Here is a 7,107-nt window from a genome sequence, read left to right on the forward strand (position 1 = left end):
AAGACCGCGTTCTTCTCCACCGAGGTCAACGAGCTCAGCGACACCCGCACCGGCGTGCTGGTCGAGTTCGACGACACGCAGCGGATCTTCACCACCCCCTCCGACGAGCGCACCGAGAACTACGTCACCGGCCGCTTCGGCTAGCAGCGCGAAGACCCACACGATGAGGGCCCCGTCCGATCGGACGGGGCCCTCATCGTCGGAGGAGATTCAGCTCAGTGGGTCACCGTTTGTCGATCGCGAACCGCGAGGCGATGATGCGGGAGACGATCGTGAACACGAACACGATCATGATCAGTGCCATGGCCGCGCCCCATGCCCGTTCCTGCGAGGCGTCGAACGGCTGGGTCGCGTTCCGGTAGATCTGCGCGGCCAGCGTGGTGTTGGCCCCGTCGAACAGGTCCGGCTTGTAGATGTAGGTCAGGCCCACGGTGACGATGATCGGCGCGGTCTCGCCGGCCGCGCGCGCCACCGCCAGCAGCGAACCCGAGGTGATGCCCGAGGACGCCGCCGGGAGCACCACGCCGAGCGTGGTGCGCCACTTCCTGGCTCCCATCGCCGCCGATGCCTGGCGGAGTTCGTCGGGGACCAGCCGCAGCATCTCCTCGGTGGAGCGGATCACGATCGGCAGCATGAGGCACGCCAGCGCCAGCGCCCCGGCCAAGCCGTTGCGCTCGCCGATCACCACTACGTATGCGACGTAGATGAACAGGCCCATCACGATCGACGGGACGCCGGTCATGACGTCGGACATGGTGCGGATGAACTTCGCGAGAGGACTGGTCTTGCCGTACTCGTTGAGGTAGATCGCGCCGAAGACGCCGATGGGGATCGAGATGAGCGCGGCCATGCCGGTGATCAGGAGCGTGCCGACGATGGCCGGACCCATGCCGCCGCCCTCGGTCCGGTAGTTCCTGGCGATCTCCTCAGTGAAGAAGCCCAGGCTCATCGCCGAGCCGCCGCGCGAGATCACCTGGTAGGCGACCAGCCCGAGCGGAAAGGCGGCGATGAGCACGCACAGGGCGATCCCCAGCGTCGCCGCCCGGTTGGCGGCGGCGCGCTTGAACGAGAGGTTCTTGCCCGTCAGGTCGGGCGGAGTGCCGTTCGTCAGGGTGGTCATGCGTTGGACCCTCGCATCTGGATCTCGGCCCGCCGCACGATCCCGCGGGCGGCGAAGTTGATGATGACGGTGATCGCGAACAGCACCACGCCGATCCCGACCAGGGCGTCGGTGTGCAGGGCGGTCGACTCGCCCCACTGCTGGGCGATGACGGCGGCCATCGTGTTGCCGGTGTCGAACATGTTCGCGGAGATGTGGAAGGCGCCGCCGATGACCAGCGCGACGGCGATCGTCTCGCCCATCGCCCGGCCCAGGCCGAGCATCGAGGCCCCGACCAGCCCGCCGAACGAGTGGGGGAGCATCGCGCCCTTGATCATCTCCCAGCGGGTCGCGCCCAGCGCGTAAGCGGCCTGCTTGTCGGCCTCCGGGACGGTGTCGAAGACCTCCCGGGCGATCGAGGTGATGATCGGGATCGCCATGATCGCGAGGATCATACCGGCAGTGAAGTAGTTCTGGCCGGTGTTCGCGGGGCCGAATAGCGACGAGAGCACCGGGATCGGGGAGACCAGGTCCGAGAACGCCTGGTACCACTCGACGATGAACGGCACCACGACCAGGACGCCCACCAGGCCGAAGACCACCGACGGGACGGTTGCCAGCAGGTCGATGACGGTCACGATGTACTTGCGCAGCCGCAGGTGAGCGACCTCGGTGATGAACAGGGCGATGCCGATCGAGACCGGAACCGCCACGATCATGCCGATCAGGGAGGTCACCAGGGTCCCGTAGAGCATCGGGAAGGTGCCGAAGATGTCGTCGTTGGGCGCCCAGCGGGTGCCGGTGATGAACCCCCACAGCCCTTCGTGGCCGATGGCGGGCATCGCTCGAGCGGTGGTGGTGACCAGGATCAAGGCCAGCACGATCAGGACGGTCAGCCCGGCGAAGGTCACCAGGCCGCGGAAGCCCCGGTCGGTGCCCCTGGCGCGGGAGTCGCCGCCCAGATCGAGATCGTCGGGGACCTGAGGAGATGCCGTAGTGGTCAAGGCTGTCACTCCGAATTCGGTAGCGGAACGGCCGAAGACCCCATCGGCGCTCGAGGCGTCGAGGGGGTCGTCGGACACGGATCCTTAGTCAGGGATCGTCTCGTTCAGGGTGTCCAGAGCCTGCTGCTGCAGGCCCTCGGGCAGAGCCGCGAAGTGAACGTCGGCGGCGATCTCCTGGCCGTCGGTCAGCAGCCAGGTCAGGAACGCCTTGACGCCCGCGGCCTTGTCGGCGTCCTCATACTCGGTCTGGATGAGGATGTAGGTCGGGGCGGTGATCGGGTAGGCCTCCGGGCCCGACGCGTTCAGCGGGTTGTAGGACAGGTCGTCGTTGACGACCGCGCCGTCCAGGCCCGCGGTGGTGCCCTCCAGCGACGGCTGGACGAAGTTCCCGTCGGCGTTCTCGATCGAGGCGAAGGTCAGGCCGGTCTCGGTCGCGTCGGCCAGGTCGACGTAGCCGATGGCGCCCTCGGTGTTCTGGATGTTCTGGGCCACACCGGTGTTGCCGTCGCCGCCGACCGAGTTGGACGGCCATTCGACGGTGTCGCCGGCGCCCAGGGTCCAGGTGTCGGTGGCCTCGTCGAGGAACAGCGTGAAGTTGCCGGTCGTGCCCGAGCCGTCAGAGCGGTGGGCGATGGTGATGTCGGTCGTCGGCAGCTCCAGGTCGGGGTTGTCGGCGGCGATGGCGTCGTCGTCCCAGGAGGTGATGTCGCCCTGGAAGATCGCGGCCAGGGTCTCCTGACCCAGCTGCACGCCCTCGACGTCCGGGAGGTTGTAGGACACGGTGATCGGGGCGGCTACCGTCGGGATGTACTGGTAGGCGCCCTCTTCGGGGCCGTCGCCCTCGGCGACCAGCGAGTCGGTGCCGGCGAAGTCGTTGAGACCCTCGCCGAAGTCGGACTTGCCGGTGCCGGAGCCCACCGCGTCGTAGGTGACGATCAGGTCGGGGTTCACGTCGGCGTAGGCCTCGATGGCGGCGGCGTAGTAGGCGTCGGGGAAGCTGGCGCCGGTTCCGATGATCTCACCGGAGACCATGTCGCCGTCGCTGCCGCTGTCGTCGTCATCACCACCGCCGCAAGCGGCGAGGCTGAGCGCGAGTGCGCTGGCGGTCACGGTGCCGAAAACGGCCCTGCGGTTCAGTTTCATGTTCACAGCTGGTCTCTACTCCGTCTCCCGGTCTAGCACCGGGTTACTACTTCACTGTTCGCGACCATAGAAGCCAATCCCGGTGTTCACCTGGCGACTTGTAGTTGAACTGAAGGTGAACGACTGAGCGCGATTCGCAACGGGGCTTTGCCCCCGATCACTTACAAGCCTTTGAACAGGCATTTTAATGAGACCAATGCCTTGTCGTGATCTTAACGTTATGAACGATCGAGGTGCACGTCTCCGGTGACCTGATACACCACCTGGTGGGCGATGCGCACCGCGTGGTCGCCGAACCGCTCGAAGAACCGCGCCAGCAGCGCCGCGTCCACCGCCACCTGCGGGTTGTACGGCAGCTCGGGAAGCTGGTCGTGGATGCGCCGCTGAATCGCGTCCAGCTCGTCGTCGTCCAGGCCCAGCTGCGAGGCCCGGAGCTGATCCCGGTCGGCGATGATGTCGACCAGCTTCTCCGAGATCCGCACCGCCGCCCCGGCCATGGCCTCGAAGTCGGCGTGCAGTGACTCGGGGACCGGCGAGACCGGCGAGCGCATCACGACCGTCTTGGACACGTGCTTGGCCAGATCGCCCATGCGCTCGAGATCGACCGAGATCCGCACCGCGCCGAGCACGAACCGCAGATCGGCGGCGACCGGCTCGTACCGCGTCATCAGGTCCACGATGCGGTCGTCGATGCGGAACTGGAGTGCGTTGACCTCCTGGTCGGCGTGCACCACCGCCTCGGCGGCCACGGTGTCGCCCTCCAGCAGCGCCGCCCCGGCCCTGCCGATCGCCTCGCCGACCCGCTGGGCCATGTCCACGAGCAGTGCGTTCAGCTCGTCGAGATGCTGGTGAAAGACGTTCGCCATAATGGACCAATCGCGGGGTCGGGAGCAGGGGCTCGGTACGGCCACAGTCTATAGGCCCGCCACCGCCGGAACCGGCCCTTGCCGGGCCTGCACGAACCGTGCATGCCTGACTAGAGTGAGGGAGTCATGTGATCGACGCCCCAGGAGACGAGCCGAATGTCCTATCCGTCGCAACCGCAGTTCACACCCCCGTACGGCCAGCCGCCGCAACGGCAGGGCGGCAACAACCTGTGGATGATCGGCGGAACGGTCATCGCGGTGCTGGCGGTCATCATGACGGTCGTGCTCGTGCTCGTCCAGCAGAACGCGGGATCCCAGAACCAGGCCGGGGGCGGCGGGCAGACCGAGGACACCCAGGAGTCCGAGCCCACCGGAGAAGAGACCGGCGAGCAGGAGCCGACCGAGGAAGAGCCGACCGAGGAGGAGCCGACCTCCGACGACTCCGGATCCACCGGCGATCCGGCCGGCTTCGACGAGTCGACCTGCGACGCCTTCGACCTCGGTCCGTTCGAGGACCTGTTCGGCGTGCCCGCCGAACACCCGGACGACACCGACGTCACCGCCGAGAGCACCTACCTGATGTGCTACTACACCTCGGCCGACTACGACTCGCTGAAGGTGTCCGTGACCAGCTACACCGACGCCGACTCGGTCATGGAGACGCACGAGTACAACCGCGAGTACTGGGAAGACCACGAAGACTACGAGGTGACCGACTACACCGAAGTGGGCGACGCGGGATTCCATTCGGTGTTCGGCTCGGCCGGCTCCCAACTGCGCGAACTCGAGTTCGTCATCGGCAAGCTCATTTTCAGCATCGAGATCTGGATCTACACCGACAAGCACGACGCGGACCTCACCGACGAGACCCTGACCGACTACGCCGAGCAGGCCGAGGCGTTCTTCACCCAGTACTCATGACGGCTCCGGCGGCGGCCGACGATCGCTGACTCGGCCGCCGTGAATGAGGAGAAGGCCCCGAGAAAGGCAAAAGGCCGGGCTGAACCCGGCCTGAAATGCCCATATGGTGCGCCGCCAGGGACTCGAACCCCGAACCCAGTGATTAAGAGTCACTTGCTCTGCCAGTTGAGCTAGCGGCGCTTGATGATCGAGCCGTTTCGGGCACACGGCCCGGTGTCGCTCGCACGAGGAGAAACTTTAGCACGCCCGGCGGGCTTGCGTTCCAGGGGGCCGCGCGGTGGTTACGCTTGACCGGTGACAAGTTTCGTAGACCGTGTGAATCTGCAGGTCGTTGCCGGAAAAGGTGGCAACGGGTGCGTGTCGGTGCACCGGGAGAAGTTCAAGCCGCTCGGCGGACCAGACGGCGGCAACGGCGGGCACGGCGGCGACGTCGTCCTCTATATCGACCCTGGCGTCCACACCTTGCTGGACTTCCACTTCCAGCGAATCCTGCAGGCCGGCAGCGGCAAGCACGGCAAGGGCTCCAACCGCGACGGCGCCGCAGGAGAATCCCTGCGTGTGGCCGTGCCGAACGGCACGGTCGTGTACGGGGCCGACGGGGAGCAGATCGGCGACCTGACCGGAGCCGGCACCGAACTCACCCTCGCCCACGGCGGCCGAGGTGGCCGCGGCAACGCCGCGCTGGTCAGCTCCAAACGCCGAGTCCCGGGCTTCGCCGAGCTCGGCGAGCCCGGCGATGAGCTGGAGATCACCCTTGAACTCAAGAGCGTCGCCGATGTCGGACTGGTCGGCTTCCCGTCCGCGGGCAAGTCCTCACTCATCGCCTCCGTCTCGAAGGCCCGGCCGAAGATCGCGGACTACCCGTTCACCACTCTGACTCCGAACCTCGGAGTGGTCTCGGCCGGCGAGACGACCTACACCATCGCGGACGTGCCCGGCCTCATCCCGGGAGCGGCCAAAGGCAAGGGCCTCGGACTGGAGTTCCTGCGCCACATCGAACGCTGCGCGGTACTGGCGCACGTGATCGACTGCGCCAGCCTCGAGACCGATCGAGACCCCGCCTCCGACATCGACGCGCTCGAGTACGAGTTGAGAGAGTACGGCGGCCTGGCCGACAAGCCTCGGATCATCGTCTTGAACAAGATCGACATCCCCGACGGGCGCGAGCTCGCCGAATACGTCAAGCCGGACCTGGAAAAATACGGCTGGCCGATCTACCAGGCCAGTGCGGTCAGCCGGGAAGGACTGCGTGAGCTGACCTTCGCGCTGGCCGAGGCCGTCGAACGGTTCCGCGCCGAGCAGCCTCCGCTGGAAGCCGCGCGAGTGGTGATCCGCCCGGAGGCGGTCGACGACTCGGGCTTCGAGGTCCGCGAGCTCACTCCTGCCTATGAAGGAGACGTGGAGTTCGTGGTCTCGGGACGGAAACCGGAGCGGTGGGTGCGCCAGACGAATTTCGAGAACGAGGAGGCGGTGGGCTACCTCGCCGACCGCCTGGCGAACCTCGGCATCGAGGAGAGGCTCGCGAAGCTCGGGGCGGTCCCCGGCTCGGTGGTGCGGATCGGGGACCACGAATTCGAGTGGGAGCCGACCGACCCGTCCGTGGTGGCGACGGTCGGTCCGCGAGGAACCGACGCGCGCATGAACCGGGACGACCGCAAGGGCGCCGACGAACGCCTCGCCGAACGAAAGGCCCGGCGCGCGGAACTCCTCGAACGGGTCGCCAAAGAGCAAGAAGCCCGCGGCAAGAGCCGCAAGGGATGACAAGTTTTGCCTACTGACCAGCGGAAACGGGTACTTCGCGGGGGTGTGTCGGCGAACACGCACCCCCCTTGCGAAGCCCGGTTCCGGGTCGCGTAAATTAGTTCTTGCCCGCAGGGGAAACGGACAGGAAAGTCGAAAGGCTCTGGCCGAGAACCAAAAGGGCAAAACTCCGAACGAACTGATCGGGGGCCTACAACGGCCAAAAACCGGTCTGGTAAGTTTCTGGAGCCGCTCCGGTCGGAGCTGAAACATCAAAGATGTTTACAGCCTGATTGTGGCGTGTTGTTTGAGAACTCAACAGGGTGTTTGGATG

Annotated in this window: 6 protein-coding genes and 1 tRNA gene; 2 read left to right on the forward strand and 5 right to left on the reverse strand. The window is 66.4% G+C overall.

The window, feature by feature from the left end:
- Window positions 1-223: 223 nt before the first annotated feature.
- The 4 genes from pstA to phoU form a co-directional block, all read right to left on the reverse strand.
- Complete coding sequence (gene pstA / locus JFB92_RS20650) at window positions 224-1,120, reverse strand: phosphate ABC transporter permease PstA (RefSeq protein WP_199043103.1); 897 nt, start codon at window positions 1,118-1,120, stop codon at window positions 224-226.
- Window positions 1,117-2,112, reverse strand: a complete 996-nt coding sequence (gene pstC / locus JFB92_RS20655) for a phosphate ABC transporter permease subunit PstC (RefSeq protein WP_372451669.1) — start codon at window positions 2,110-2,112, stop codon at window positions 1,117-1,119. Before pstC ends, pstA begins: the two co-directional genes overlap by 4 nt.
- Before the next feature lie 75 nt (window positions 2,113-2,187).
- On the reverse strand, window positions 2,188-3,246 hold the full coding sequence (gene pstS / locus JFB92_RS20660) for a phosphate ABC transporter substrate-binding protein PstS (RefSeq protein WP_199043113.1): 1,059 nt from the start codon (window positions 3,244-3,246) through the stop codon (window positions 2,188-2,190).
- Between the two features lie 218 nt (window positions 3,247-3,464).
- Window positions 3,465-4,112: a phosphate signaling complex protein PhoU gene (phoU, locus tag JFB92_RS20665; protein ID WP_199043105.1), complete on the reverse strand. Its 648-nt coding sequence runs from the start codon at window positions 4,110-4,112 to the stop codon at window positions 3,465-3,467.
- A 156-nt stretch (window positions 4,113-4,268) separates the two neighbouring features.
- On the opposite strand from phoU, the gene JFB92_RS20670 reads away from it, so the two are divergent.
- The gene (locus JFB92_RS20670) at window positions 4,269-5,033 is read left to right on the forward strand and encodes a hypothetical protein (protein WP_199043107.1); all 765 of its coding nucleotides are present in this window, start codon (window positions 4,269-4,271) and stop codon (window positions 5,031-5,033) included.
- A 104-nt stretch (window positions 5,034-5,137) separates the two neighbouring features.
- Here the strand turns inward: JFB92_RS20670 and JFB92_RS20675 are convergent.
- Window positions 5,138-5,213 (reverse strand) — tRNA-Lys (locus tag JFB92_RS20675).
- Between the two features lie 114 nt (window positions 5,214-5,327).
- Between JFB92_RS20675 and obgE the strand changes: the two genes are divergently transcribed.
- Window positions 5,328-6,794, forward strand: coding sequence for a GTPase ObgE (gene obgE / locus JFB92_RS20680; RefSeq protein ID WP_199043109.1), 1,467 nt, complete (start codon window positions 5,328-5,330; stop codon window positions 6,792-6,794).
- The last annotated feature ends 313 nt before the right edge of the window (window positions 6,795-7,107 follow it).

Source organism: Glycomyces salinus, from assembly GCF_016428645.1.
Lineage (GTDB): Bacteria > Actinomycetota > Actinomycetes > Mycobacteriales > Micromonosporaceae > Glycomyces > Glycomyces salinus.

Excerpts from the sequence above, each read along its gene's own strand:
- JFB92_RS20670 (WP_199043107.1), top strand. The coding sequence starts at position 4,269 with ATGTCCTATCCGTCGCAACCGCAGTTCACACCCCCGTACGGCCAGCCG.
- pstS (WP_199043113.1), bottom strand. The coding sequence starts at position 3,246 with ATGAAACTGAACCGCAGGGCCGTTTTCGGCACCGTGACCGCCAGCGCA.
- pstA (WP_199043103.1), bottom strand. The coding sequence starts at position 1,120 with ATGACCACCCTGACGAACGGCACTCCGCCCGACCTGACGGGCAAGAAC.
- phoU (WP_199043105.1), bottom strand. The coding sequence starts at position 4,112 with ATGGCGAACGTCTTTCACCAGCATCTCGACGAGCTGAACGCACTGCTC.